This is a genomic window from Enterococcus camelliae (assembly GCF_042685105.1).
Classification (GTDB): Bacteria; Bacillota; Bacilli; order Lactobacillales; family Enterococcaceae; genus Enterococcus_G; species Enterococcus_G camelliae.
In genome coordinates, this window is sequence record NZ_JBHUMO010000033.1 from 61,694 (window position 1) to 62,202 (window position 509).

The 509-nt window shown below is 35.6% G+C and carries 1 pseudogene; it reads right to left on the reverse strand.

The features are described 5' to 3' along the window. Nucleotides 1–203: pseudogene (locus ACFSR0_RS04750) on the reverse strand (ISL3 family transposase); the annotation flags it as partial. Nucleotides 204–509: the final 306 nt, after the last annotated feature.

The following is a 509-nucleotide window of genomic DNA, read 5'->3' on the forward strand; positions in this document are numbered from 1 at the left end:
CAGAATCAAATCCACAACATTCGCAACGATGCACTTCTCCCGGTTAATAAGCCGGTAAATACATTGGCCATACGGCCATGAACGCGCTCTTTACTAATGGCATCTTTTGAAAAGGCAATATGGGAATCTTTGATGTTCAAAATTTGTTTGATAGAATGACTTGTCTTTTCATCCGTACATTTGATATTCTTAGTTATGGACATTTGGTTATCCTCCTATGATTGTTTTTGACGATTTAATTATAGGACAACCAGATGTCTTTTTGTTATAAAAAATATTTGGCGTCACTACTCAGTTTGAGTAACAACACCAAATATTATAGAACCCAAATGAGCTGAGCAATTGCTTCTTTTTTAGTTTTCGCTTTCATTTTCCTTCCCGTTGCCAAAAATCTATAAATATTCTTAACCAACTATAAAAATTGTCAGATTAATGTTTATTTCCTGTTTCTACGTGTCCGATTTTGCCACTTGCTCGCTACTCTCGTTTGCTATAACATTCCACAGGCG